This is a genomic window from Fructilactobacillus florum 8D (assembly GCF_000512295.1).
Taxonomy (GTDB): domain Bacteria; phylum Bacillota; class Bacilli; order Lactobacillales; family Lactobacillaceae; genus Fructilactobacillus; species Fructilactobacillus florum.
Genome location: NZ_ALXG01000015.1, coordinates 1 through 26725, shown reverse-complemented (window position 1 = coordinate 26725; position 26725 = coordinate 1). Strand labels below are relative to the sequence as shown.

Here is a 26725-nt window from a genome sequence, read left to right as displayed (position 1 = left end):
AATTGTGTTATGGTTTGACTTTTTAACAGAAATTGGTAAGATAGTTGTGTAGTTGAGTTCGCTTTCGAACTCATTCTCAAGGGAAAAACAACCATTTGGTTATTATTACAAAGGAGTGTTATTGCATGTCAGTAGACTATGATTCAAAAGCATATTTTGACAAAATGACGCAATATTGGAACACAGCGAACTACTTGTCAGTTGGACAGTTATTCTTACGGTCTAACCCAATGCTGAAAGAACCTTTAACGGCTGCAGACGTTAAGGTAAAACCGATCGGACACTGGGGAACGATTGCTTCTCAAAACTTTATCTACACTCATTTGAACCGGGTTATTAACAAATATGACCTGAACATGTTCTACATTGAGGGTTCTGGTCACGGTGGCCAGGTGATGGTTTCTAATTCTTACATTGATGGCAGTTATTCTGATATCTACCCAGAGATTACTGCTGACGAAGCGGGAATGTCGAAATTATTCAAACAATTCTCATTCCCAGGTGGGATTGCTTCTCATGCTGCTCCTGAGACACCCGGCTCAATTCACGAAGGTGGAGAACTAGGTTACTCACTATCTCATGGGGTTGGTGCCATCTTTGACAACCCTGAAGTAATTGCTGCAGTTGAGATTGGTGACGGGGAAGCTGAAACTGGTCCATTGGCTGGTTCATGGTTCTCTAGTAGCTTTATTAATCCGGTTACTGATGGTGCGGTACTACCGATCATTAACTTAAACGGATTTAAGATTGCTAACCCAACCATCTTTAACCGGACTTCTGACGAAGATTTACAAAAATACTTCGAAGGACTTGGCTGGAAGCCTTACTTTGTTGAAACAAACTTGCCTCATGGTGAAAACATTGACGAAACCAATGTTAATTTGGCAAAAGCAATGGATGCTGCTGTGGAAGACATTCAAGCTATTCAAAAGAAGGCACGTGAAACTGAAACAGCTGAAACAGCCAAACGTCCAGTTTGGCCAATGATTATCTTCCGTTCACCAAAAGGTTGGACTGGTCCACAAGAAAACGCTAAGGGTCTTCCAATTGAGGGTTCATTCCGTGCGCACCAAGTTCCACTTCCTTTGAGTGCTGACAACATGGAAACTGCCGACGAATTTGTGAAATGGATGGAAAGCTATAAACCAGCGGACTCCTTTAACGAAGACGGCACCATCAAAGAAGAAATCAAATCATTAGCACCAAAGGGTGACCGGCGGATGTCTGTTAACCCAATCACAAACGGTGGGCTTGATCCTAAACCATTGGACTTACCTGATTTTCGTGATTATGCGGTTGAAATCAAGACTCCCGGGGCTACGGATGCTGAAGATATGGTAGTTTGGTCAGAATGGGTTCGTGACACAATGAAGAAGAACCCAACTACTTTCCGCGCCTTTGGACCTGACGAAACTTGGTCAAACCGAATTTGGCATATCTTTGATACGACTAACCGTCAGTGGTCACGTGACATTGACACGCCATACGATGAGTACATGGCTCACGAAGGTCGAGTAATCGATTCTCAGTTATCAGAACATGATGATGAAGGTTGGTTAGAAGGTTACGTTCTGACTGGACGGCACGGTTTCTTTGCAACTTATGAATCATTTGGACGGGTAGTTGACTCAATGTTGACACAACACTTCAAATGGTTGCGTAAGGCTTCTGAAATGGGCTGGAGAAAACAATACCCATCATTAAACTTCATTGATTCTTCAACGGTATTCCAGCAAGACCACAATGGTTATACTCACCAAGATCCTGGGATGATTAACCATTTGGCTGAAAAGAAACCAGAGTTTATCCGTGAATACTTCCCAGCTGATGCTAATACATTATTAGCAACTGCTAATGTAGCATTTGCAGACTACGAAAAGATCAACTTAATTACAACTTCGAAGCACCCTCGTCCACAATGGTTCAACATTGATGAAGCTGACCAATTAGTTAACAAGGGACTTGGTTACATTGACTGGGCTTCGACTGATCAGGGAACTGAACCAGATATCGTAATGGCATCTGCTGGAGTAGAACCAACGATGGAAACATTAGCAGCCATCAATCTACTACACGATCGCTTCCCAGAACTGAAGATTCGTTACATTAATGTTGTTGACTTACTGAAATTGCGGAGTCCAAAACAAGACCCTCGCGGTTTGAGCGACAAAGAATTTAACGATCTCTTCACCACTGATAAGCCAGTTGTCTTTGCTTTCCATGGTTTTGAAGATATCATTCGGACAATTTTCTTTGACCGTGACAACAAGAATGTTCATATTCATGGTTACCGTGAGAATGGTGATATCACAACACCATTTGACATGCGGGTCTTGAACCAGTTAGATCGTTTTGATCTTGCTAAGGAAGTTGTTCAAGCTGTTCCTGGAATGGCAGAACAAAATGCTGATTTTGTTCAGGAGATGGAAGATTGGGTTGCTAAACACAATCACTATATCCGAACTGAAGGCACTGATTTACCAGAAGTAACTAACTGGAAATGGAAACCATTAAACAAATAGTTATTTACCAGTAAGTAATAAAAAGAGCCCATTAATGGGCTCTTTTTTTTATGGTCTGGAAGAGTGGCTATTTGATCCATCGGTCTTGCGATTTAATTGATTAAACAACAATTTGGTTCCAAGGTGTTTAATTCCATTTAGTTCCAAATGATCACGAATACCATGATTGAGTTGATCGAGAATTATTTCTAACTGCGCTTGTTGGTGTGGATATAGGTAATCTAGATATTCGGGAATATAAAATAAACTTTTTTCAGCTTCTTTGCGTCCCTTTGGAGTTAGACTAATCAACTGAATTCGACCATCAGTGGGTGATTTACTTTTGGTAATTGCTCCTTTGCGAACCAGTTTTCCAACGAATTCTGCGGTTGCTTGGCCACTAATGCCAAGGCGTTCCGCTAATTCTCGTTGAGAAATGTGATCGGCAGCGCTTAGCGCGACCAAAATTTTATTTTGTCCCTTAAAAACCGGGGAATGGCGTTCCGCTTGTTCATCGGCCAAGTTTTGTAACGTAGTGAATTCAAACAGTTTAGCTGCTAATTGTTGTTTTTTAATTAGGTTATCCATTGCAACGTCCCCTTCCAATTTGGTAACGATGTTTTCAGTATAACAAATAATTACTGATGGAAAATTAATCAAGTGCCTTGACTATTTAATCAGGGTACCTTATGATATCATCAAGGTACTTGATTATTTTGTATAGAGGAGAAGTTGTAATGAATTCAGAAACTGCCGTGCAAGTAGTTAATTTAACTAAAAAATTTGGAGAACATGCTGCTGTTAATGAGGTCTCGTTTACAATTAAACGTGGTGAAATTTTTGCCTTATTAGGACCAAATGGGGCGGGTAAAACGACTATCATTAAGATGTTGACGACCCTATTAAAACCCACCAGTGGAACGGTTCGATTGTGTGGATACGATGTCCAAAAGGAACCAGATCGGGTGCGTGCCTTATTTGGTTTGACAGGGCAAACTGCCGCTGTCGATGAAGCTTTATCAGCGCGGGAAAATTTGCTGTTTTTTGCGCGGTTACTAGGATTATCAACACAAGCAGCTCGAACGCGAACAGTCGAACTGCTACAGGAATTTTCATTGGAAGCGGTGGCTGATCAACCGCTCGAAACTTATTCGGGAGGTATGCGCCGTCGTTTAGATTTGGCAATTAGCTTAATAACTCGACCCGCCATTATTTTCTTAGACGAGCCTACGACCGGGCTTGACCCACGAACCCGCCAACAAATGTGGGAAACTATTAGAAAGCTTGTGGCAGCAGGGGCAACGATTATCTTAACAACCCAGTATTTAGAAGAAGCCGATGCACTGGCACAACAGGTTGCCATTATTGATCATGGGAAGTTAGTTAGTTTAGGAACACCAGCAGCCTTGAAACGAAAGGTTAACAAACGTAAATTACTACTAACGGTTGCTAATCCAACGCAAGCTAATGCAGCAAGGAGGCTGGTTAAAGCAGTTTTAAAGGAACCGGTTCAGCGCACTGGTAAGCAGATAATGGCTTCGTTAAGCGATGTAAACGACGTTGCTACCGTGTTAAATCAGTTGAAAAATGAAGGCATTATTATTGCCAATTTGGAAATAAAGCAAGCTTCACTCGATGATGTGTTTTTTGCGATGACGGCCGGTAAAACTAGTAAGGAGGGGAAGTAAAGTGCAGAACTTACGAAAGCATCTCTGGCGTTTATTAGCCAATACACGGACACTAGCTTATCGGAATCTTTTAAAGACGTGGCACAACCCCGATCAACTATTAGATGTTGTGGTACAGCCGGTGCTGTTTATGTTGATGTTCAGTTATTTGTTTGGCGGAGCAATTGCTGGGAGTGTCCACAATTATTTACCAACGTTAGTCCCAGGAATTTTAATGCAAGCGTTACTGGCGGCAGCCACCGGTTCGGGATCATTAATCAATGAAGATCTTCAGCAAGGCGTTTTCCAGCGAATAAAGGCACTCCCAATTTCACGGTTAGCGCCCCTCTTGGGTCAGTTAGTAGCTGATAGTCTACGGTTGTTGCTGGCCGCTACGGCAGCAATTGTAACTGGATATTTGATTGGTTGGCGCCCAGCAGCCGGTTTTCAGTGGGTTATTATCGTGGTAGGGTTGGATATCTTTTTAGGATGGACACTAAGTTGGATTTTCGTACTATATGGCTTGCTAGCAAAAAGGGCGACGATGGTTGAAAGCATGTCATTAATGACGATGTTAATTTTAATTTTTTTGTCAAATGCCTTTGTTCCAGTTCATACGCTGCCACCACTGGTTCGCTTTTTGGTAAAAATCAACCCAGTTTCTTATGTGATTACGGCTTCGCGAACCATGCTGAATCATGGATACTGGTCCACTTCGGCATGGATTGTGCTTCTAGCAGGAATAGTTGTTTTGTTACTATTTATTCCGTTAACAGTGTTTGTCTATAACCGAAAAGATTAAGCAGCACGCGCTCCTTTGAAAGTTCACTAAGAGAAACGTTTAAATTCAGGTGGAAGGGGACTGATGACAACAACAGCTTGGTTATAATAAGGAGTTTTGAAGGCGATGCGCCAAGAATGGAGGAGCATCGGCTGACTACTGGTAGCCAAGGAATCATACAGGGGATCGTTAACGATGGGATGCCCTAAACTGGCAAAATGGACTCTAATCTGATGCGTCCGCCCGGTTTCTAAGGTAATCTTTAACAAACTAGCGTTTTCGTTAGTTTTAAGAAGCTGATAGTGGGTGATTGCTGGTTGAGAGTTTTGACCATTGACTTGACGTTTTCGTTGGTCAAACGGATCTTTTCCAATCGGTTGATTGATAGTTCCCTGTGGGTTGGTAAGCATCCCGCGAACCCAAGCCAAGTACGTGCGTTGCAAGGTCTTGGTTTTTAACAGCTTAGTTAAAATGGCAACGACAGGTGGAACCTTCGCAATAATTAGAGCGCCACTAGTCTGCTGATCAAGGCGGTGGACCATCAGTGGACGTTTGGGAGCTAGATAGGCTGCCGCTAAATTGAAAACGGTGCCCAGTTCACCAGGCTGATTAGGATGGGTTTTCAATCCACGTGGTTTGTTAACCACCATCAGATCATCTGATTCCCAGAGAACTTCAAGGGATCGTGTCCAATCCGGCAACATGGGAAAAGCTGAGGTGGAGAAGTCCGTCTGGTTAAAGCTAATGTTGACGGTTTCTCCGGGCTTTATTGGAAAATTCATTGGACGATACTGATGGTTTACGAGCACACGCTGGTTGCTGCGCAGGAGGTAAACCAAGTGTTTCGGGAGGTTGAGCTGCTCGGTTAAATACGTACGAACACTAGGATAGTAACGGTCGATATCGAGCTGGTAGTCCCAAGCCATTAGCACATCTCCTTAGTATAAATTTGAACAAAAAAACAGTCGACCACATGCGTCGGCTGCTTTTTTAACCTCAATTATTTAATAATCATGACATCGGTCTTGGTCGTTCTAGTTACGTAGTTGGTAACAGATCCAACCACCAGTCGTTCGACGGCCGTCAAACCGGTTGCACCCATCACGGTCAAATCGTCTTGATGATCGTCAGGAAATTCTTGCGCAATAATTTTTTTTGGATTGCCAAAGCGAATGTGAATTGAGACATCGGTTAACCCATCCTTGATGGCATTTTGTTTGAGGGTTTCCAGCATTTCCTTAGTCTGGTCAGTTAGTTGGTAAACGGTATCAGCTGAAACTGCGTTACCATAATTGCGGTTAAACTGGGTTACCTGAATCACATTTAAAATATCTAAATGACTATTATTTTGTTTGGCAATGGCCACGGCGCGTTTTAAGACCGGCATCGTATCTTCGCCGCCATCGACGGGTGCCAGAATCCGCTTGTAGTTCTCTGTCATTTTGCTCACCCCATCAATCTTTGTTTTCTTAACTATATCATTTTTTGACCGAATTGACACGATGATTGTAGTTAGAAAGCAGCGGATTGATTATAAATTTTACCAAAAAATATTGACAACGATTCATTTGCATGGTTAAATTGGTGCAATTTAAATGGAGTAATGGCTGTTTTCATGCCATGATTGTGAAGTTTGCTAGTTAATAGCTAAGCTGAGAGTGAGGAATAAAAATGAAATTTCGCTATTCTGAAAGTGTCCCAAAACGAACTGATAATCCTACGGCGGCCATTTTAAAAGCAGCCGCTGATCCTCAGGTCATTTCTTTTGGTGGGGGCTTACCGGCTCCAGAACTTTTCCCGGTTGCTGAGATGAAAGCAGCTTGCGATCGTGTTTTTGATCACAATGGGCAGCAGGTCTTACAGTATGCGGAAACCTTGGGATATCCAAAACTACGTCGGCAAATTGTGGATATGATGCAGAAACGGGGAGTTCAGACAGATGTTCCTAATGTTGCGGTAGTCACAGGTTCACAACAAGCGATTGATTTAGTTGGGCGCATGTTGATTAATCCTGGGGACATTGTTTTGACAGAGGATCCAACCTACTTGGCGGCAATCGACGTTTTTAAGACCTACGGAGCCCATTTAGTGGGGGTGGAGATGGATGAAGCTGGGATGCGACCGGAAGCACTAGCACAGGCTCTGGAAAGGTATCCAGAAACCAAATTTATTTATACGATTCCCAACTTTCAAAATCCAACCGGACGGACGATGACGGCTGATCGGCGGGCGCAAATTGTGAAATTGGCCGCCCAGGCGCAAGTTCCACTAGTGGAAGATGACCCCTACGGAGCGATTCGCTATGCTGGGACGAATCTCCCACCGCTTAAGCATTATGACCAAGATGGGACGGTAATTTCTATTAGTTCATTTTCAAAAATTTTGGCACCAGGCCTCCGAATGGGGTGGCTAGTGGCTGAGCAGTCTTTCATGGAAAAATTTGTACAATTGAAACAAAATGCCGATCTGCACACTGATAATTTAACGCAATATATCGTGGCGGATTTTCTTGATAACGTTGATTTGGATCAGCATATTAAAAAGATTACGGATGTTTATCGGCACCGTGCGGAACTGATGCTAAGTCAAATTGACCAGTATTTTCCAGCAAGTGTTCGCCATAGTCAACCGGAGGGTGGAATGTTTATCTGGGTTGAGGTTCCGGGGACTGATGCGGACGAATTGTTGAAGGTTTGTCTAAAAAACAACGTTGCTTTTGTCCCTGGATCGGCATTTTTTGCTGGAAAAGTTCAACCAGGAACTTTTCGACTCAACTTTTCGAACATGGACGACGAGCAGATTCGAACGGGGATTCAGCGCATGGCCAAGGCAATTCAGACCGTTTTAGCATAGTTTTGTTGCTTGGCAAGCGGGTCGTAATTTTGCTATATTGGTAGCAGAAGAGGGGGCTTGTCATGAAGACCGCTAAGATTACAGTTTGGTCGTTAATCGCACTAGGGATTTTTATCGGCCTGAATTACGTGATGCAGTTGCCAGTGTTGGGACTCGGTCAGCAACAGCTCGTCCGAACGGATTTAATCGCAGGGATGTTATTTATCATTCCGTTATTGTTGATCTGGTTTCATTTGCGGGTCGGCTTGGCCGTGTTGGCGCTTGTACAAAGTTTGTATACCATGGGTTATCTGAACGGATTGTACCGGATCATAGCGTCTTCTCACGTAACTACCAGCGTTAAACTGCTAGTTAGTGGCTTGTTGCTGGGGGCTCTGTTGGTCAATTTTTACTGGTTTCGCCTAGCCTGGCAGATTCGGCGCGCTTTGACCAATGAACGAGTTACCCGTTATTTGAAATACCGTAAATAGAAAAGGATAGCTATGAAAATCGAAGAACCAGAATTTGTTAGTGAAGTCATTGATCAACGATATGCTGTTCGTCAGTTTGAAGCGACGATGGAGCAGTTAACGAATGATTTAGAGGCAACGCTACGACCACTAGCTGAATTCATAGAAACCGCCATTAATTCCGATCAAATTGCGAGTGCCGAACTGCAAGTTACAGATGCAGACGTCCAAGTCAAACTGCAGACGTCGATTATTAATTTACCATTGGAGTATATCAATAATATCAATAAAATTATGATTGACGCAGGTACGGTGCCAGTGAATGTCTATATGATAATTACGGCACCTAAGCTTAACAAATCGCAGTTACGAATTGATGAATTAGCTTCCACGCAGGGGTTTCAAGCTGCTAATAAATTACCTGAACTAGTGCAGTGGGCTAGTGGTCAGCTCGATCAACTCCAACAAAACTTGGCGGCAGAGTAGTTGGGTTGGAGTTCTATGTGTGCTACAATGCAGATGTGCGACGAGCCGCAGTAACATTTTTATTTGGGAACCAGTTTTTCTGTCGTATTACAGATGGTTTGATGAGAGGTGATGTGAACACCGCTCGTTCATTAGCAGGTTTGCTAGTGCCCAAAAAAGACCGTCTCTGATTTAGTTCAGAGGCGGTCTTTTTTTATGCCGAGTTAATAGTTAATCAGCTGTTATTTTGTGATATTGCTTCTGGGTTAATCCCATATAATAGACATTGTGATAAGCACCGCTTGCGAAAAATTGGTCTTTGATGGTTCCCTCGATCGTAAAGCCCTGCTTTTGATAGATGTGGATGGCAGGGGCATTATCGACGTCCACCAGCAAAAAAATCTTATGCAGGTTATGGTAAGTGAAGAGAAAATCGATCATTTGAGCAAAAGCGATTTGCGCATAGCCTTTACCCTGGAATTGATCCAATAGGGTGATCTCTAATTCACCGGTGCGGGCAATCGAATCTAGCTCAACCAGTTCGATGAGGCCGACTTCCGTCAGATCGTCGGCAACGGGGGCTTGGATAACCATGCTGATAATTCGGTTACTCTGACTATGTTTCTTAACAAACTTAGCTGCAGCCTTGGGATTTTGAAACGGTGGGTGAAACCAGAAACGAGCCGTTGACGGTTGGGTAAATAGTTGTTGTACAAGGTCACGGTCGATATCAGTAGTCGTTAATGGTCGCAAATGTGGGGTTGTTTTATTCATGAAAGCTCCTAACTAATGAGATAAATTTGATCATTGAGTAAGTCAAAGTGGTTGAAACTCTGATTTAAAGTAGCTAGTTCTGGAGAGTTATGAAAGTGCGCTTGTTCCCAAAAAACGTGGGAATTAGTGGCACCATCACGTTCGCCAATCACTAACAGTTGAGGGGCGTGCTGATCAGCCCGCATAGCCTGTAGTAGTTCCCAATCAACGGGATCATTATCCGGTGACCAGCACATTAAGACATAATCCACCTGGTGGTGGTAACAAGCATAGGCTTGTAAGGCATCTTTTTTGAGCACCTCAGTGACCAAGTTTCGACCAGTTTGGTTTTCTGTTTTCCAGGCAAGACTATCAGTGGCAATGACTTGTGCCCCAGCTTTTCGTAACCCCCGACTTAAATACCCATTTCCAGCCATGATTTCTAGGACAGGATGTGGAGCGAGAAAGTCAGCTAGACGACTGATGAACGGGGCGGTCAAATAGGCCCACATCCCGTAGTGTTCTTCTAAATAGTCCCGAAATGAGCGAATTTGTTGATCTAGTCGTGGTAGGTCATTGATCAAGTGATCCCAAAGCTGGTCGCCACGGCGGTCACCTAGGGGGTAACGTTGATTTACAAAGTGATAGAGTTGATCTTGAATGTCAGTTGGCAGCAATAGTTGCGGGAGTGGCTGGGGCAGTTGATTGTTGGTAATGGCATGATCGGCTTGTAAGATTTGCTTGATAAGATCTTGAATGATGGGAATCCCACTAAATTCAGTTTGAAAGGACTGTAGTTGTTGAATGTAGGGATGCTTTGGTCCAGCTAGCTTTTTCATGATTCATAGCCCAAATCAAGTTCTTCTTGGTGCTCAAACTCGGTCTTCTTTCGATTTTGTTTTCCATGAAGATAACCATCGATTAACTGGTAGATTTCATAGCGATCATTTGCAGCCAGCGGCTGTTCATTGAAAGACAGTGCTACACCGGAAATGAAAAGTTTGGAAAGATCGGTCGTTTGATTGTCAACCCGACCACTGAGATAATCCATTGAAACGCCGAAGTAAGTCGCTAATTTCCGAACTTCTAGGTAGGATGGATTTCGAATCCCACGTTCCCAATTTCCAATTTGAGAAGCAGTATTTTCATGATGTTGATCGCTAGGAAACATCTTGTTTAGTTCTTGCGCTAGATCAGCCAAGGTAATGTGACGACCAGTTCGCAAGGCTTTTAATCTTTCTGGAAACATACCAAAATCCTCCTTACTATTATTATACGTCATGGCAAGATAAAAGACAGGGGGGCGGTGCATTTTAAAAGAACGGGTTTCGTGGTAAAATTAAGTAATTAAAACCAACTTAAGCCGAAGGGAGGAATAACCATGTCACTTTTGGTTATAGTGGTTGTTACCCTGCTGTTTGGCTTTCTAGTGGGGTACGGACAGGCTAATCAACAATTAAATCGGCGCTTGTCACAGGCTGCCAGTCAGGCCAAAAAGTTTAGCGAAAAAAAGCGTGTGGAATTGACCCAGAAAACCCAACACTTGCTGGCAGAAAACCAAGCGGACGTCTTAGAATATCAAGCTGATGAAGAACAAGAAATTGCTGAACAGGCCGCGGAAAATCAAGCCCGACTGGAACGGGTTTCGTTACTGGAAAAGAGTTTGCTGAGTTTTTCACAACGGTTAGATAAGCAGCAGCAGGTTTTAGATGAGCATCGGGAAGCTTTAGAGCAGCAGCGTGCTCGCTTGACGATGGCGAAACAAACAGAACAAGATTTACAACGTCGCCGAGGCGAGATCTTGGGTCAAAAGAGTGCGCTGACGGCTAATCAAGCTAAACAGGTCGTCTTACAGGAGACTGAGACAAAGCTGGCTCAGGATTTTGAGACGACGGTTCGGGAAAACCATGATTTTATGGTTTTAAATGCACCTCGCGATGCACGTAATTTGATGACTTCAGCGATTCAAAGTGCTCCCAGCGATGCTCCCAAAACGCATATCGAACGAAATATCTTGATTTCTGATCCTAAAATGCGCGCTAAAATTACGGGTAAAAATGAACAACGCTTACGATTATTAGAAACCCTGATCGGAGTTGATTTGATTTTTAACCCTGAGCTCCCGGAGTCATTGATTATTAGTACTAATGACCCACTTCGTCGGGAGGTGGCACGGACAGTTATTAATGAACTGATGACGGCACGGCAGCTGAACCAGGGGATGATCGAGAATACAGTTAAGTTGGCACAACGCCGATTGATCGAGCAACTCCGACAAACTGGGGAAACCACTTGGAAAAAATTACAGCTGGGCTGGGTTCATCCGGACCTTTTGAAATTGCTGGGTAGAATGCAGTATCGAACCAGCTATGGTCAAAATGTCCTTCAACATTCCGTCGAAGTTGCCGAACTTTGTGGCCTGATAGCTGCTGAACTTGGGATACAGCCACAGCTAGCAAAGCGTGCCGGCTTGCTGCATGATATCGGGAAAGCCGTCGATCGAGAAGTGAACGGAACACACGTAGAATTAGGAGTTAAGATTGCTGAAGCTTATCGAGAACCGACCGAAGTGGTTCAGGCGATTGCCGCTTCGCATGGAGACGTGGATGGTGATGACTCGATTTCCATCTTAGTGCGGGTGGCTGATTCGTTGTCTGGATCACGGCCAGGGGCCCGCAGTGAATCGGTGGAAGAGTACATCAACCGCCTCAAGGGGCTAGAAAGAATTGCACGCCAGCATCAAGGCGTCAAGGATAGCTATGCTATTCAGGCTGGTCGCGAAATTAGAATTATCGTGAATCCCAATGAGGTTGATGACCACCAAAGTCAATCCATTACGGATGAAGTTGCCGCTCAGATTGAAGCCGAACTAACCTATCCTGGTAAGATTAAGATTACGACAATTCGACAACTAAGTGCGGTACAGTACGTGGGAGGGAAACCTACGACCAAGAAAAAGCATGCTAGTTGAGACATGAAAATAAGCTCCGACGCAAATTATGTGTCGGAGCTTATTTTTTAGATAATGACTTTAAAGTTACGGTGGTGATTGGCGACAATGTTTGGATGTTCTTGAAGATAACTAGCAATCAGATTGCTCATGGTAACGGTGTTATAGCGGATGATTTTAGATTCGTCATACATCGGGTAATGGCCGCCTCCCACAGCTCGGTAAGCATTTAAAGCAATTTTTAATTTCATTTTATTGGTAACTGGTTTTCCATGGTAGGTGGGGTTTAGAACCCGGCTCCCAATCGGATTGGAAATTTTGAGCTGGTAATCCACGCCGGCATACATATCATAGTTGTAGTCGCGAATTTTAGGATGATGGTACCTAGGATCAACGATAATCTGATCATTTTTGATGGTAAAATACTCCGCGGTTTTTTCGAGAGCGGCTTTTAAATCAGCGCCGGTAATCTCGAGGAGGGCGAGGGTATTGGGATAGACATAGTTTGTGATGATGTTGCGCATCGTAATTGGATTTTCAAAGCCACGTGCCTCATTAGAAAAGAGTGCTGTAGCGGATAAATCACACCCCATAGTTTCCATCTGGATTTTTTGGATAAAATTAATGAAAGCACCACCTCTTAAGCGCACTTGAAAGGGATCATCATAGGTTAAGGACCCTTCGATGTGCGCTAAAGGACGAGCTAACCAAGCTTCCATTGCTTTTTCAGTTTGTCGAAAAGCTGTGCTAGTTTTTATAGCCGGTTTTTGTTCACCAGTTTTTAATAATTTTTGATTGCTAGCAGTAATTTGATAATGGTTTTGGGCATCTGCTTCGAGAGTCAATTGAATTCGACCAACGTAATTACCACGATGACCCGGCTGGACGTAGGGCACCCCAAATAATTTTCCGGCTAAGGCTCGGTGCTGGTGTCCTGTAACAAGCACATCGATCCCGGGAACGTCAGCAAGTAGTTGATAACTTTCATTTTCGCCATCAATGACATCATTTGGTTTGCCATCACTGAGGTCTCGTTCAAAACCACCATGATATAAAACGACGACGACATCAGCTGCTTTTTTCATTAGGGGGACGTATTTTTGGGCGGCTGCTTGGGCGGAAATAAAGTGCAATCCGGCAATACAGGCCTGGTTTTCCCAAGCATCGACCGATTGAGTAGTTAGTCCTAAAACGCCAACTTTGATTGGACCAATTTGTTTGATGGCATAGGGAGCTCCAAAGGCCGGCTGATTATTTTGATCAAGGATATTGGCCGAGACAAATTGCCGATCACATCCGGCAATGGCCGCCTTCAAGTAAGCTTGACCGTAATTGAATTCATGATTACCAATGGTGCCAAAATCATAATCAATGGTGTTGAAAGCAGCATTGATCGCCGTCGGAGCTCCTGCGCGCTCAACCTCGGCCTGATAGTAGGCTAATGGTGATCCCTCTAAAAAATCGCCATCATCAAGAATGAGAGTGTGTTCGGCTTGAGCTTGTTGTTTGTTAATGACCGCAGCGACTTTCTCAAGACCAAATGGGAGGTTGGCATGGGGCTTCACATAATTGGTAGCGGCAAGATATCCGTGGATATCGCTAGTGGTTAAGATGGTCAGTTTCAAGTGAAGCCCTCCTTTAATGTAGAATAGGTAAATTATAAGCTTAATCTTAGATTGTGTAAATTATTGTTAAGCTTTTGTAAAGTTCGTTGACGAAAAGTAAGAATATGGTAAGCTGTAATTAGCTGACAATTAATCAAAATTTGTCAGATACACCGGATACATTGCATATAAAGGAGGTTGTTTTAATATGTTAAACTTGTACGTTGCTCCAAGTAGTGCATCAAGTCGAAAAGCTCGTACCTGGCTGAAAGACCATGACATTCCGTTCAAGGAACGCAACATTAATTCAAAGCCCTTAAATGCCGAAGAAGTTAAACAAATTTTACGTTTAACTGAAAATGGGAGTGAAGATATTATTTCAACCCGATCAAACATTTTCAAGAAACTTCATTTGGATTTAGATGAGCTTTCTCTCAGCCAGCTGGTTGATTTGCTAGTTAAATATCCTGATTTAATCAAGCGTCCAATTATTTTTGATGATAAACGGCTGGAAGTTGGATATAACGAAGAAGAGATTCGTCGCTTCTTACCACGTAGTATTCGACAAGCAGAATTAAAAAAGATGGAATCAAAGCTTCGTGCCTAATTTCCGTCAAGTCCTAACTTTTGTTAGGATTTTTTTGTTTTTTAGTGAAATTACTTGGTATAATTGTTAAAAACAATTTTGTGAAGGCTGCCGGACGGAGAAACTAACCCATGATTAAGATGATTGCATTAGATTTAGATAATACATTATTAAATTCGGACAAAAAAATCAGTTCCCTCAATACAAAGGTATTAAAAAAGTTACATCGTCAGGGGCTCAAAGTGGTCTTATGCACCGGACGCCCGTTGAATGCAGTTTTAGACTATGTTGATCAGCTAGATTTACATGAAGCGGCTGATTATACGATTACTTTTAATGGCGGACTGGTTTTGCGAAATCGAGATCAACAGGTGCTATTTCAGCATGGGATGAGCAAACCACAATTAAGTGCCCTGTATCAGTTTGCAAAACAGCAACAACTCCCGTTAGATGTTTTGAATTTTTCACAGGTCTATCCCGTTACTGATCTAGTTAAATCAATTTACCAACAGACCCTTCGTGCGACGATTAAATTCGTTCCAACTGCTTGGGGTCAGCTATCACAACAAACTTATGCCAAGGCCATCATAGCTACGCAGCCCCAACAGTTAGATGCGGTGGTAGCCAGACTTTCAAATGAACTTCGTCATGATTACCATATCATGCGTTCACAGCCCAAAATTCTTGAGTTTCTGCCCCCTAAAGTTGATAAGGTCTATGGCTTGGGAGCGTTGTTGAGTTATTTTGGTTGGGATTTTTCGAACCTATTAGCGTTTGGTGATGCAGAAAATGATGCGGGGATGTTACGCCAGGCTAAGATCGGGGTGGCGATGGGCAATGCGACTCCAGAAATTAAACAGCTAGCTGATGAAGAGACCGCCACGAATGATCAAGATGGGGTAGCACTTTTCTTGGAAAAGTTTATGAAAAGGTAAACTTTAGATAAAAAGCGTGCATTAGCAAAGAAATTTTGTTATAGTATATCATGGTTGTGATCAACCAGTGTTGAGCAGTTAGCTTAAATGTTAAAGCAACGGATCCTTTGTCCGTAAGATTGAGGTTCAATTCCTTGACTGCTCATAGTATGACAATAAAAAGCCGGATGGAAAATAATTTTCCCATCCGGCTTTTTATTGTAGTTTGGTTATGAACCGGAAAGCTTAAAAAAGTCCATTCATTTTGAATGGACTTTTTTAATTTAATTTAACTTTTCCAAAAAATCGAGAAATAATTTCATGAAAACATTCAAATAACGTTCCCGATCAACTCCAACAGCTACGTTTAGATTGGTTGGTTCATTCAGACGAGCCTTATCACCGATAGTCCGGGCATAGTAAGCGTCGTGTTCAGTAGTTACCAAGAGATTCAGCGGAATAGTGGTAACAAAACTGGGGTCAATGGCGACCCCAACTGCTAAGGGATCGTGTAGTGAACAACCGCCTAATTCTGGATAAATTTCGTCATATACATCGATATAAAAATCAACGATATCGGCCAACTTAGCCCCGGCTGTTGGATTACATGTCCGCCATTGGCTAGTCTCTTGTTTAGTTAGGAGAGTTCGCAACGTAACATCTAACCCAACCATTGTAATCTTGAGATCACTCGTAAAAAGTTGATTGGCAGCTACGGGATCTTGTTCGACATTTGCTTCAGCCACTGGAGTAACGTTGCCAGGAACGGTTAAGGCCCCACCCATGACGGTGATGTTACCGATTTTTCGAATGGCAACGGGATCCTTTGCAAAGGCTGCTGCTAAGTTAGTCATTGGTCCGGTAGTGACGACGCACAGTTGTTCTCCATATTTTTGAGCAGTGTCAATCAAAAAATCAACGCCGTTTTGTTTAGCTATCTGAGCAGTTGCTGCAGGTAAATTGACATCGCCAATTCCATTTTCACCATGAATTTGTGCATTAACTGCGATTCGTTGGTATTGATGATCGAGGGGATTTGCTCGACCAATAAAAACTGGAACTTGGGGACACTGGTACAGTTGGAGGAGTTTGAGCGCATTAGCAGCGGCGCGGTCGGCTTCAATATTACCAAAAGAAGATAAAATTCCAATGAGTTCAACGTTGGGGTCTGCCAGTGCATAGGTAATCGCCATGGCATCATCGACGCCGGTATCAACATCTAAAATCATTTTACGTGTGGTCATAAAAAATCCTCCAGTAAGCGGTCAAATAGTAGTGGTTTATTAATAGCTTACTGGAAAGTAGGGCTAAATACAATTCTTTTTTAGATAAAAACGAACGAAAATTAGATATTATCTAATTTTCGTTCGTTGTTTTATCCGTACATATATTCAGCAATGATTTTATTGACGGCAGGATTTTCGTGGAGCATGGAATGTTGAGCCTGCTGTGGATCGCCGTGGTAAACATAGAACTGGTAGCTCTTAACTTTACCTTCTACTAATTGGCGCATTGGCTTGACGTCTTTAACGGGAATCAGACCATCAGAACCACTACGATTAATGTTACCGCAGAAATTTAGAATCGAGAGATCTTTAGGAAGATTGTTAATGTATTTTGGATCACTCAATGGGTAAGTATTAGCCATTGAGACGAAGTGTTTAGTCTTCGGAACGTCCGTGGTATGATCATGGCGGGTCAGGTAGTCATAGATAATCGTGCCTCCAGAGGAGTGTCCAATCAGATTAACACTATTAATATTGTATTCCTTGTGTAGGTACTTCATTAGGTTAGGCATTAATGAGCCCTCGAAGCCAGGTTTGTTGTTGGTTTGAAATTCAACTTGAACGACCGGATTATTTTTGCCTACCCGATTGAATTGTTTTTTGGTGGAAACTTCGCCGTTGTTTTTGACATATACTTGGAGTGCTCGAGTTGCAACTCCTCGTTTGTCCCAGTCAGAAGCCATAAAGTCGGAGGTGATCGTGTTTCCACCGAGACCAGGGATAAAAACAGTGGCTGTCCGAGTTTGTTTGACTTGGTAGTGGCCGATTTTGTTATTGTTATACCACCAACCACCGAAACCAAGCGCGATAATGGCTAAGAAAATAGTTAAAATAAATGTCTTCTTGTACTTCATAATGTTAAACTTTCCTTTGTAAATTAAATTGAAATGTGGGTTGATAAAATGATTAACAGAATATATGATATCACAATTGTTGGTGGGGGACCGGTTGGAATGTTTGCGGGTTTTTATGCCGGCTTGCGGAATGCTAAGGTCCAAATTCTGGAAAGTTTACCAGAGCCCGGAGGTCAGGTCCAAGCCCTGTATCCAGAAAAAAAGATCTTAGATGTAGCTGGTTTTGCTGGGGTGGCTGGAGCTCAATTAATCAATAATCTGAAAGCCCAGTTGGCAACGGTGCCAGCGGTTGAGTTTCAAGCAAATACCAAGGTAATTAACATCACGCGTGCAGATGACAGCTTTGTGATCACCACGAACCAAGGAACTAGTCGGAGCAAAGCAATTTTGCTAGCAGCAGGGAATGGGTCATTTAAGCCACGTGAACTGCGAGCGACGAATGCCGAAAAGTATACGAACCAGTACTTATTTTATAGCTTGCCTGATTTACAGCAGGTGGCTGGTCAGACCGTAATGGTTGCCGGTGGTGGTGATTCAGCAGTTGATATGGCGCTAACTTTGCAACAAACAGCACGTGAAGTGATTTTAGTCCATCGCCGAACAGAATTTCGAGGATTAGAACACCAGGTCGAACAGTTACAGCAGTCGTCAATCAAGCTGTTAACGCCATATTTGATTCAGGAGCTGATGGAAACCGATGCGCACCAGTTGTTAGTTCAGATGAAGCAGGTTGGTGGTAGTGAGCAGCAGCAGGCAACCGTAGATCGGTTAGTAGTAAACTATGGGTTTATTACTAATAATCGAGAGTTGGCTCAGTGGGATGTCCAGCCCGAAACCGAACATGGCAAGGTCAAGGTCACACAGGAGCTGGAGACCTCTGAAAAGGGGATTTATGCGGTTGGGGATCAAGCGCTGTATCCCGGCAAGGATACCTTGATTGCGACTGGTTTTGGCGAGGTACCTTTGGCAGTTAATGCGATTATGAACCGTCTGTACCCAGACCGCCGCTTACCAATTCATAGTACAGCTTTACCAAAAAAGGGAAACTAATGATTAGCAATAAAAAATAGGTCACGAAGGGAAGAGCTTGAGCGAGTTCTTCAGCCTTCTGACCTATTTATTTTTCTCGATTAGCATCCGGATTGGTTATCTGAATTCGATTCGAGTTGCTGCGAGGTTCGTTGGCCTCAGGAGCATCTGTTTTATAGTCCTTTTCTGTATTTTGGCGTCCATTAGTGTCGTAAAGGCTAGTTGAATTAGCGCCCCGTTCGCGCTCAATTTTCTTTTCGCGGTAAAGCCCACTAGAATAGTTATAGGCAGAAGGATCTACTTTATTAAAGCCCTCCGGTTGATAAAAGCGTAACAAATTTTGTTGGTTAAGCGTGTCTGAAAAACTAAGCTCCATATTAACCTTGTCTTGATTAGCCTTAATTTGTCTGCGTTGTTTGGCCGTTGGGTGGATTTCCTTACCAGTCTTAGTATCATAGATAGTCCCGTTAATGGACGTATATTTGGGGGAAACCCAATCACGATTACGAAAGGCAACCACTTGATCATGTTGGGGCGAGAATAAATCGGTTCCAAACTGGATGTATTTTTGGGAATTAATCCCTAACAAATGCATTAGAGTGGGGAGGACGTCAATTTCACCACCGTATACGCTGCTGACGTGTCCGTCTTCGATGGCCGGTGAATTAATCATGAAAGGAACTCGTTGTAACATGGCGTTATCATAATCGTTCCAGTTATTACCATCCTTGTCTAGTAGAGGAGCGAGACTAGGATTTTCAGCATTGGAGATCCCATAATGATCACCATATAAAACGACCACGGTGTTTTTATCTAACCCAGTTTTTTGAAGATAGTCATAAAATTCTTTGACCGATTGATCGAGATAGTGCGCCGTTAAGAAGTAATTATTAACGGCTGTGTCGTCAGTGTCAGGAGCTTTTAGACGGTTATTTTTCATATCCTTATCGTCTAGTTGATAGGGAAAGTGGTTAGTAACCGTGATGTACTTAGCATAAAATGGTTGTTGAAGTCGTTGTAAATATTTAGTCGAATCTTTGAATAGGAGTTTGTCTTTGAGACCATATCCAGTTGCTTTGTCACCGGAGGTATCATAGTAACTAGCATCAAAAAAGTATTGATAACCGAGGTTTTTGTAGGTATTGTTACGATTCCAAAAGCTAGCCACATTTCCGTGGAAAACAGCGGTGCTGTATCCTTGTTGATCTAAGATAGCGGGGGCTCCTTGGAAAGTATTATCACTGCCGACTTGTGCAAACAGAGAGCCTTGTGGCAAACCGTACGTACTAGTTTCTAGCATGTTTTCCGCATCAGATGTTTTTCCCTGGCCAACTTGATGGAAAAAGTTATCGAATGCGTAAGTATGGTTACTGTTGTAAATTTTGTTGATGAATGGAGTGACTTCTTTACCGTTGATTTTTTTGTTGATGAGAAATTGTTGGAAACTTTCTAGATGGAGAATGACAACGTTTTTCCCCTTGAATTTACCAAATTTAGCTTGATCAGGGGCGGCATAGTGCTGATCAGTAAAGTTCTTTATTTGATAAATTTCGGATTTGTTGGCATTCGAGCGCATGGCATTGGAATTATGGGTCTGAATACCATCGTAGACGGTAAATGCATCTAGCCCGAGATATTTAACGATGTAACTCCGATCAAAGGTTCTGGTCAATAGTTGCGGTCGATCCATATCGGCAATTGTAATGTTAGCGGAGAGGAGTAAGGCACCCACGGAAACTACGGCGAGCCCCATTCGACTTTCAAATTGACGGTGATCGATTTTAATAATTCGGAAAATGAGAAGCAAAATTATTATAATTATATCTAGCCAATAAAAAACATCATGCGGCATGGTAAGCGCTAACGAGCTACCGCTCAGGCCCTGATCGACTTTGGAATAACCGGTCATGGTTGAGACGGTCATAAAGTCTGAAAATTCTCGAAAGAAAATCACATTGAGATAAAGCAGTACGGTATTTAAGAAGTCTAAAAAGATGATAGCAGGGTAAAAAAGTTTGGCTGGTTTGAGGAAAAATGCCAACCCAAATAAAATCACAGTGGTGGCAATGGGATTTAAAAACAAGAGAATAAATTGTAGCAGTCCCTCAGATCCTAGGGAAAAGTCAATAAAATAGGCATAAATTGTTTTGGCCCAGAACAAGCAGATGAGCAGGCAAAAAAAACCGACTCTGGTACTGGCAAACCCAAATATTTTTTTAAATGTTTTCAAAGGTTATTCCTTCCATTCTTTCGCACATATAATGATACTATAGCAGACAATCGATGTTAAAAAAACTAAGTAAAACTAAAATTAGCCCGGAGCAATCAGCGTGATATACTTGAGCTATATAAGAGAGGTTATTTTGATGGCAAAATTTACTTTGTACGTTGTCCGACATGGACAAACTTACTTTAATGTTTTTAATAAGCTACAGGGATGGAGTAATTCACCGCTGACCCAAACTGGAATTGAAAATGCGATTGCGACGGGGAAACGCTTAGCAGATGTGGACTTTAAAGCTGCCTATTGTAGTGATACTGGGCGGGCTGAAAAAACGATGTCATTAATCTATGATCAAAGTCATTCGTTTAGTACCCATCCGCCGGTAGTCTCCGCGTTCTTTCGTGAGGAGTTCTATGGTTATTATGAAGGCGCTGATGTTGATAAAACCTGGTACCTGAGTGGAGCACCTCACGGTACTCCAACTTTCAAGGATATCTTGAATAAATATGATATGAATCACGCTAAAGACTTTTTGAAAGCGGCCGATCCTTTTCATCTTGCAGAAAATGCAACTGAATACTGGAAGCGGTTAAACCAAGGTCTACAGTTGATTACAGCCAATAATCAGCTCGTGGACGGCGATAATGTTTTGTTAGTAAGTCACGGTAATACTCTTTTGAGCTTGGTTGACCGGTTTTCAGAACCAGGTCAATTTGATGTAAGCCAACGTCCAGCCAATGGGAGCATTACTAAAATAGCTGTCGATGGAACGCAACTGCATGTGATTAGTTATAACCAATAGATTAGAAAGGCAGTATCCACATGGTTGATCATCAGGCATTTTTACGGTCTTTTAATGCAAGAAATTATATTTTTAGAATCGGGGAGGTCAGTAAAATGACCGGTGTTTCCCCAAGACAGCTCCGTTATTGGGAGCAAAAAGGCTATATTCATAGCGAACGCAGCGAAAAAATGGCCTCGCGGGTATTTGACCATGATAATTTTATGACGGTTAAACTGATTAAATATTATTTAGATTCCGATAACACGTTGGGCAATGCTGTGCAAAAAGCCCGAGAACATCTGCAAACGGTTAAAACGGTGCATCAATTTTTAATTAAAATTTCGCCTAGCCTAGTAAAAGCGGATGGAGAAACCTTGATCGATTTAGGTTACTTTAATGCGGAACATACTAAAAAATTATACGGAAGATTGGATTCGGATGGTAATCCCCAGTATGAGATTAAGCAAGTAACGGAGTAGCTAACGTCGATTCTTTGGGATCTAAGTAAAAAAGCAACTACCAGCGTGCTGCAGCTGGAGTTGCTTTTTTGAGTTTAGATAGCAATGACGTTATTTATTGAAAAAATCACTAAAGTGCATGATTAGTAGAACAATGATTACGAGAATCAAGCTAATCAATAGAGTGATTTGCCAAGCAATTTGATTGTGCATGAAGGGAAGCTCGACGTTTTCACCGTAGAATCCAAACACGATGTTAGGGACGGTTAGGGCAATTGAAAAGACTGTTAAAAATTTCATGGTGTTATTAATGTTACTGTCCAGTAGGTTAGAGTAAGCGTTAGCCACTTGTTGGGCTGCTTGATTGGCCATTTGCGCCATTGAAAGTCCTTGCTGGATTTCAACAATTACATCGTCGAGGGCAGCATTATCATCATCAGATAATGTTTTCCCCAGTTTGCGCTTAAACATCATTAACATGTCGTTATTTGCTGATAGTGAGGTTAGAAAATAAACCAGATCAGTTTGGAGATTTAAGAGCTGATTAATTGCTTTTTTGTTAGTGCGGCCGTGTAAGCCCCGTTGAATACTTGTCCGGATACTGTTGATGTGATTGATATAATCAAAAAACTGAATGGCTAATTGATAGAGCGTTTTTAAGACCACATCAAGTGGTTTGAGATTATCCCGCTGGACATCTGGTAGTTTATCGATTAGCGAGCGAATTAATGGATTAACGAAGTTGGTTTTGTCAGCAGTAAAAGTAAAGAGAGTGGTATCTCTTAAGATAATCCCAATTGGTTCAGATGAAATGTCACCGCTAAACCTAGTGGGTTCGGCAACATCAAAAATGATCAACAACAGTTGTTCTTCTTCATAGTACTCAAGGCGGGGACGTTCGTGGCGATCAAGGGCATAGTACAGCATCTCATTGGTTAGCTGATAGTCTTTTTTTAAGGTCTTTTTTTCCACGGGTAAGCAATCTGTTACTTGGACCCAATCGATATTTTGATTAATTTTCTCGGTCTTAATCATGAAAACACCCCCAATGTGCAATGTTAATAGTATATTATAATTGCTTAGAAAAGTTTAGCAGTTTTGCTAGTTTATTAATTTAATCAGGAATTAATATTTTACGAGTGCGAAAAAATCCGGGAATAGGTTATAATTGTGCTAATAAAGGAGACGACAATTAAATGAAATCAACAAAAACACGACACTCCAATAGCAGTATCTGGTATCCGATCATCGCTTTTTTGATTGTGTTTGGAACAGTTTTATTGTTATTTGGTGTCTATAAGGTTCGTCAGCACATCAACCAGCAGCGCTTGCTTGAAAACGAACGCAAGTTTAATCGGGAAAATGATCCGGTTTACCAGCAACACCAAAAATTCATTAAACAGGTGGCTGACCCAGCGGTAGCCCAGTACAAGCAGAATCAACAGGTTCTTCCTAGCGTTGTCATTGCGCAGGCAATTTTGGAATCAGATTGGGGTAAGTCAAAGTTATACCAAAATGCTTATAATCCGTTTGGGATTAAGGGAACCTATAACGGGCAGTCCATTTCTTACAACACCGACGAATATATCGATAATAAACGGGTTACCCAAGTAGGACAGTTTCGTAAATACCCTGATTTGCAATCCGCAATTGAGGATCACAATCAGGCGCTGTATGATAAGTTCCTAAAGAAGGGCGGGATTACTGATTATAAAGAAGAGGCAGAACTATTACAAAAAAACACCTACGCAACTGATCCAAAGTATGCTAAAAAACTAATTAACGTGATTAAAACTCATGGTTTGGATAAGTATGATAAAGAAGCGATGCAAAAGTAAGCTTTTCTAACGGAGGAAAACATCTGATTGATTGCAATAATTGAAAAACTTTACGGTCCTTTTTTTGATCTTCATAATTGGAGTACTGTGATCACTTCTGGGAATGACTGGTTGATTATTTTTTCTCTGGTCGTCTTAGAGTGCGTGATGTCAGTTGATAATGCCATTGTTTTGGCCACCCAAACGCAAGTGTTACCAACCAAAAAACTTCAAGAAGAATCCTTGTTTTACGGGCTTTGGGGGGCGTATCTTTTTCGGTTTCTAGTAATTGGAGCCGGCGTCTATCTGATCAATTTTTGGGAAATTAAAGTAGTTGGTTCAATGTATTTGATTTATCTAGCGCTACGCTATTTTATCCCGAAAAATAATAGCAGTCAGCAACGGCATCAAATTAAGCCGGCTTTTAATCCCCACAGCCGAAAATATTTTTGGTGGGTGGTCGCACAGATTGAATTTATGGATATTCTATTTTCGATTGACTCCGTGTTAGCTTCGTTAGCAGTTTCCTCTAATCCAGTTGTCGTTCTAATTGGTGGGATGATTGGAATTATTGCAATGCGTGGAATTGCTGAATTTGTGATGAAACTAATGAAGCGGATTCCTGAGTTAAAAACCATGGCTTATGTGCTAGTGCTGGTAATCGGAATTAAATTGTTCCTTTCAATTCCCGTTATTGCGATTGAGATTCCCGCTACTTGGTTCGGAATTTTTGTGATTTTAGCAATTATTGTTACCATTGTAATTCATTTTTTAAGAAAACGAGGCGAACGACGTGGCCGTCGAACTTAATCAAGATAATTTTAAAACAAATGTCCAAGGGGCGCTGACGCTGGTTGATTTTTGGGCGCCGTGGTGTGGACCATGTCGCAGGATGGAACCCGTTTTGCATGAATTAGAACTACAGTTTAAGGGACGCGTGAAGTTTGCAAAGGTAAATGTTGATCAGCAGCAAGAATTAGCCCGTCGTTATCAGGTAATGGGGCTACCAAGTTATGTCCTCTTTCGGGAGGGCAAAGGGACGGAAAAAGTGACTGGGGTATACTCAGTTGAACAATTAGCACATTACTTGAATCGAAAATTGGCTGAATTCAGCTGCTAGGAGAAATTTGATGTCGAAAGAAGGAACAAAACTCCAACCGACCCTGCTAGAAGCGGGGCTAATTTTGTTTGGCATGTTAATCATCATGGGTCTTGGAATTATTGGGTTGCAGCTAAGCCCAGTTGTTCCAATCTTAACGGTAGTTTTTTTATTAATTTGCTGGGCTAAAATCCGAGGATTTAGCTGGGAAACCATCAACCAAAGTTTTGTTGTTGGTATTAAAAATGGGATTATCCCGCTTTTTATCTTCTTATTAATTGGAAGCCTGATTGGGGTTTGGATTATGGCAGGGGTGATCCCGACTTTAATGGTCCTGGGCTTTAAAATTATTAGTGTCCGCTGGTTTTTACCGTCTGTTTTTTTGATGTGCGCATTCGTGGGTTGTTTTATTGGTAGTGCGTTTACGATCATTTCAACAGTAGGGCTGGCTTCCATGGGGATTGGAGTTACGATGGGAATTGATCCGGCGCTAATTGCGGGGGCAGTTGTTTCTGGAGCAGTTTTTAGCGATAAGATGTCGCCTTTATCTGCGACGACCAACCTAGCCTCGGCCATTGCAGGGGACGATCTTTATGCCCACATTAAAAATATGTTGTGGTCAACAGTACCGGCCTTTTTAATCTCATTGGTATTATTTGCTGGGCTTAGTTTTGGACATGCGGGAGCTAGTCTCAGTAAAATTACGCAAACGGCTGATATTTTAATGAAGCATTTTACAATTTCAGGCTGGCTACTCTTACCCGTGTTATTATTGTTAGTGTGCGCATGGGCTAAGATCCCAACGATCCCAACGCTTTTTTTGAACATTGTGTTGACGATTGGCTTAACATTAATTACACCACGAAATCATTACTCACTAGCGCAAATTGCAGATGTTATTCAAAATGGATTCAAAATTAAAACAGGGAGTTCGGAAGTCGATCAGATTTTAAATCGGGGTGGGATTATCTCGATGACTAGTACGATGACCTTGATTATTATTGCCCTAGCATTGGGCGGGCTCTTAATCAATCTTGGGATTATTAGTACGGTGATGGATCGCTTTTCTAAAAAGGTTAACTCAACCGGAATGTTGGTTTTAAGTACGGTTTTGTCAGCGATTGGCGTGAATATCTTTATCGGTGAACAATACCTTTCAATTATTTTACCAGGGACGGCGTTTAAGCAATCTTATAGCAAGGCAGACTTAGCCCCAGAAGCGTTAGGACGAGCCCTTGAAGACGGGGGCGCGGTTATTAACTATTTAGTTCCTTGGGGAGTGGCGGGAGTGTTTGTAGCTAACACGCTCAATGTTCCCACCTTACATTATCTGCCATTTGTGTTCTTTAGTTTGCTTTGTCCGTTCTTTTCAATTCTAAGTGGCTTTACTGGAGTTGGATTAAAACGAGCTATTAAATAAATTTGGAGTTACTCAATAAAAATCCGAGCGGCATTTTTGCCACTCGGATTTTTGATTTTTATGGGGGAAAGTAGCAAAAAAAGGTGCAACCTCAGATAATTAAGCTATTTGCAGACTAATTTATCAGAGTTTTATTACAATTTTTTTCATTACAAGCTTGCTATGAAAGGATTTGAAGAGCATGTCTGAAGTTAAATTTCGAAATATGTCGGTTCGATTGCAAAATTACAA

At 42.1% G+C, this 26725-nt stretch carries 27 protein-coding genes and 1 tRNA gene; 17 read left to right on the top strand and 11 right to left on the bottom strand.

The features are described 5' to 3' along the window. Positions 1–125 precede the first annotated feature (125 nt). Entirely contained in the window at positions 126–2522 is a 2397-nt protein-coding gene (locus tag B808_RS01860; protein ID WP_009166338.1) for a phosphoketolase family protein, read from the top strand. A gap of 48 nt (positions 2523–2570) precedes the next feature. On the opposite strand, the gene B808_RS01855 is transcribed toward B808_RS01860, so the two are convergent. After that, positions 2571–3089 carry a MarR family winged helix-turn-helix transcriptional regulator gene (locus B808_RS01855; protein ID WP_035421563.1) on the bottom strand — a complete coding sequence of 173 codons (519 nt, stop codon included), beginning with the start codon at positions 3087–3089 and terminating at the stop codon, positions 2571–2573. A 149-nt stretch (positions 3090–3238) separates the two neighbouring features. Between B808_RS01855 and B808_RS01850 the strand changes: the two genes are divergently transcribed. Further along, positions 3239–4189, top strand: a complete 951-nt coding sequence (locus tag B808_RS01850) for an ATP-binding cassette domain-containing protein (protein ID WP_009166336.1) — start codon at positions 3239–3241, stop codon at positions 4187–4189. A 1-nt stretch (position 4190) separates the two neighbouring features. Beyond that, complete coding sequence (locus B808_RS01845; RefSeq protein WP_009166335.1) at positions 4191–4970, top strand: ABC transporter permease; 780 nt, start codon at positions 4191–4193, stop codon at positions 4968–4970. Positions 4971–4996: 26 nt separating this feature from the next. Here B808_RS01845 and B808_RS01840 read toward each other — a convergent pair whose 3' ends face one another. Beyond that, positions 4997–5875 carry an RluA family pseudouridine synthase gene (locus B808_RS01840; RefSeq protein ID WP_009166334.1) on the bottom strand — a complete coding sequence of 293 codons (879 nt, stop codon included), beginning with the start codon at positions 5873–5875 and terminating at the stop codon, positions 4997–4999. 74 nt (positions 5876–5949) lie between these two features. Next, entirely contained in the window at positions 5950–6390 is a 441-nt protein-coding gene (locus B808_RS01835; RefSeq protein ID WP_009166333.1) for a universal stress protein, read from the bottom strand. Positions 6391–6620: 230 nt separating this feature from the next. On the opposite strand from B808_RS01835, the gene B808_RS01830 reads away from it, so the two are divergent. The 3 genes from B808_RS01830 to B808_RS06330 all read left to right on the top strand — a co-directional run bounded on the left by B808_RS01830 (position 6621) and on the right by B808_RS06330 (position 8737). Next, complete coding sequence (locus tag B808_RS01830; RefSeq protein ID WP_009166331.1) at positions 6621–7802, top strand: aminotransferase-like domain-containing protein; 1182 nt, start codon at positions 6621–6623, stop codon at positions 7800–7802. 62 nt (positions 7803–7864) lie between these two features. Next, complete coding sequence (locus B808_RS01825) at positions 7865–8272, top strand: hypothetical protein (RefSeq protein WP_009166330.1); 408 nt, start codon at positions 7865–7867, stop codon at positions 8270–8272. A 12-nt stretch (positions 8273–8284) separates the two neighbouring features. Beyond that, complete coding sequence (locus tag B808_RS06330) at positions 8285–8737, top strand: hypothetical protein (protein WP_009166329.1); 453 nt, start codon at positions 8285–8287, stop codon at positions 8735–8737. A gap of 210 nt (positions 8738–8947) precedes the next feature. Here B808_RS06330 and B808_RS01815 read toward each other — a convergent pair whose 3' ends face one another. The 3 genes from B808_RS01815 to B808_RS01805 are packed head-to-tail and all read right to left on the bottom strand — an operon-like array spanning position 8948 to position 10718. Continuing rightward, a complete protein-coding gene (locus B808_RS01815) occupies positions 8948–9490 on the bottom strand; it encodes a GNAT family N-acetyltransferase (protein WP_009166327.1) in 543 nt (180 codons plus the stop codon). 8 nt (positions 9491–9498) lie between these two features. After that, positions 9499–10308 carry a methyltransferase domain-containing protein gene (locus B808_RS01810; RefSeq protein ID WP_009166326.1) on the bottom strand — a complete coding sequence of 270 codons (810 nt, stop codon included), beginning with the start codon at positions 10306–10308 and terminating at the stop codon, positions 9499–9501. Continuing rightward, on the bottom strand, positions 10305–10718 hold the full coding sequence (locus tag B808_RS01805) for a helix-turn-helix domain-containing protein (RefSeq protein WP_009166325.1): 414 nt from the start codon (positions 10716–10718) through the stop codon (positions 10305–10307). The genes B808_RS01810 and B808_RS01805 overlap by 4 nt, the downstream gene beginning before the upstream one ends. A gap of 132 nt (positions 10719–10850) precedes the next feature. On the opposite strand from B808_RS01805, the gene rny reads away from it, so the two are divergent. Next, positions 10851–12440: a ribonuclease Y gene (gene rny, locus B808_RS01800; RefSeq protein ID WP_035421561.1), complete on the top strand. Its 1590-nt coding sequence runs from the start codon at positions 10851–10853 to the stop codon at positions 12438–12440. A gap of 47 nt (positions 12441–12487) precedes the next feature. On the opposite strand, the gene B808_RS01795 is transcribed toward rny, so the two are convergent. Then, positions 12488–14044, bottom strand: coding sequence for a bifunctional metallophosphatase/5'-nucleotidase (locus B808_RS01795; RefSeq protein ID WP_009166323.1), 1557 nt, complete (start codon positions 14042–14044; stop codon positions 12488–12490). A 187-nt stretch (positions 14045–14231) separates the two neighbouring features. Here B808_RS01795 and spx point away from each other — a divergent pair, with 187 nt between their 5' ends. From spx to B808_RS06525, 3 genes are all read left to right on the top strand, one after another. Next, positions 14232–14630, top strand: coding sequence for a transcriptional regulator Spx (gene spx / locus B808_RS01790; protein ID WP_009166322.1), 399 nt, complete (start codon positions 14232–14234; stop codon positions 14628–14630). 110 nt (positions 14631–14740) lie between these two features. Beyond that, complete coding sequence (locus tag B808_RS01785) at positions 14741–15544, top strand: Cof-type HAD-IIB family hydrolase (RefSeq protein WP_035421559.1); 804 nt, start codon at positions 14741–14743, stop codon at positions 15542–15544. 72 nt (positions 15545–15616) lie between these two features. Beyond that, positions 15617–15689, top strand: a tRNA-Lys gene (locus B808_RS06525). 118 nt (positions 15690–15807) lie between these two features. On the opposite strand, the gene B808_RS01780 is transcribed toward B808_RS06525, so the two are convergent. Both B808_RS01780 and B808_RS01775 read right to left on the bottom strand, forming a co-directional pair. Further along, entirely contained in the window at positions 15808–16767 is a 960-nt protein-coding gene (locus B808_RS01780; RefSeq protein WP_035421556.1) for a nucleoside hydrolase, read from the bottom strand. Positions 16768–16898: 131 nt separating this feature from the next. Beyond that, positions 16899–17663 carry an alpha/beta hydrolase gene (locus tag B808_RS01775; protein ID WP_035421554.1) on the bottom strand — a complete coding sequence of 255 codons (765 nt, stop codon included), beginning with the start codon at positions 17661–17663 and terminating at the stop codon, positions 16899–16901. A 48-nt stretch (positions 17664–17711) separates the two neighbouring features. Between B808_RS01775 and B808_RS01770 the strand changes: the two genes are divergently transcribed. Next, positions 17712–18713, top strand: a complete 1002-nt coding sequence (locus B808_RS01770) for an NAD(P)/FAD-dependent oxidoreductase (protein WP_035421552.1) — start codon at positions 17712–17714, stop codon at positions 18711–18713. Between the two features lie 67 nt (positions 18714–18780). On the opposite strand, the gene B808_RS01765 is transcribed toward B808_RS01770, so the two are convergent. Continuing rightward, positions 18781–20922, bottom strand: coding sequence for an LTA synthase family protein (locus B808_RS01765; RefSeq protein ID WP_035421549.1), 2142 nt, complete (start codon positions 20920–20922; stop codon positions 18781–18783). Between the two features lie 136 nt (positions 20923–21058). On the opposite strand from B808_RS01765, the gene B808_RS01760 reads away from it, so the two are divergent. Beyond that, positions 21059–21718 carry a histidine phosphatase family protein gene (locus B808_RS01760; protein ID WP_009166316.1) on the top strand — a complete coding sequence of 220 codons (660 nt, stop codon included), beginning with the start codon at positions 21059–21061 and terminating at the stop codon, positions 21716–21718. 20 nt (positions 21719–21738) lie between these two features. Beyond that, positions 21739–22179 carry a MerR family transcriptional regulator gene (locus tag B808_RS01755; protein WP_081716722.1) on the top strand — a complete coding sequence of 147 codons (441 nt, stop codon included), beginning with the start codon at positions 21739–21741 and terminating at the stop codon, positions 22177–22179. Positions 22180–22269: 90 nt separating this feature from the next. Here the strand turns inward: B808_RS01755 and B808_RS01750 are convergent, their stop codons facing one another. Then, a complete protein-coding gene (locus tag B808_RS01750) occupies positions 22270–23193 on the bottom strand; it encodes a magnesium transporter CorA family protein (RefSeq protein WP_009166314.1) in 924 nt (307 codons plus the stop codon). A gap of 161 nt (positions 23194–23354) precedes the next feature. Between B808_RS01750 and B808_RS01745 the strand changes: the two genes are divergently transcribed. Genes B808_RS01745 through nhaC form a run of 4 tightly spaced genes read left to right on the top strand, consistent with a single transcriptional unit; the run spans position 23355 to position 26494 of the window. After that, positions 23355–23996 carry a glycoside hydrolase family 73 protein gene (locus tag B808_RS01745; protein WP_009166313.1) on the top strand — a complete coding sequence of 214 codons (642 nt, stop codon included), beginning with the start codon at positions 23355–23357 and terminating at the stop codon, positions 23994–23996. A gap of 30 nt (positions 23997–24026) precedes the next feature. After that, entirely contained in the window at positions 24027–24785 is a 759-nt protein-coding gene (locus B808_RS01740) for a TerC family protein (protein WP_035421579.1), read from the top strand. After that, positions 24769–25095 carry a thioredoxin gene (trxA, locus tag B808_RS01735; RefSeq protein WP_009166311.1) on the top strand — a complete coding sequence of 109 codons (327 nt, stop codon included), beginning with the start codon at positions 24769–24771 and terminating at the stop codon, positions 25093–25095. The genes B808_RS01740 and trxA overlap by 17 nt, the downstream gene beginning before the upstream one ends. 10 nt (positions 25096–25105) lie before the next feature. After that, entirely contained in the window at positions 25106–26494 is a 1389-nt protein-coding gene (gene nhaC, locus B808_RS01730; RefSeq protein ID WP_009166310.1) for a Na+/H+ antiporter NhaC, read from the top strand. Positions 26495–26725: the final 231 nt, after the last annotated feature.